Annotated in this window: 1 protein-coding gene; it reads right to left on the minus strand. The window is 42.4% G+C overall.

The window, feature by feature from the left end:
* A partial coding sequence (locus HMPREF3066_RS13365) for a hypothetical protein (protein WP_210385706.1) occupies positions 1-266 on the minus strand: 266 nt, incomplete at its 3' end.
* Positions 267-269 lie beyond the last annotated feature (3 nt).

Consider the following 269-nt stretch of genomic DNA (forward strand, 5'->3'; position numbering starts at 1 on the left):
ATCAGATCTGGACGTTTACGTTCCGCACCTGGCAACACAGGTTCGGAGCATTTCCAGCGGGTATGACGTCGATTTTTCCCTTGAGTTGTCTTGTCTAGCAAGCCAATTTTTCTACCTATTTTATCTATGAAACTTTGTGTCTCTTTATCTTCTCTTTTTTTTGCTTTCCGATCATCAATTAAATGCGGGACAGGAACAATATCGCTTCTCCCCTCAGGTACACTGAAAGTTACTTCTGGCTTATACGGCCAATAATATCCGGTCATTCG

Source organism: Neisseria sp. HMSC03D10, assembly GCF_001807625.1.
In the GTDB taxonomy this organism is placed as follows: domain Bacteria; phylum Pseudomonadota; class Gammaproteobacteria; order Burkholderiales; family Neisseriaceae; genus Neisseria; species Neisseria mucosa.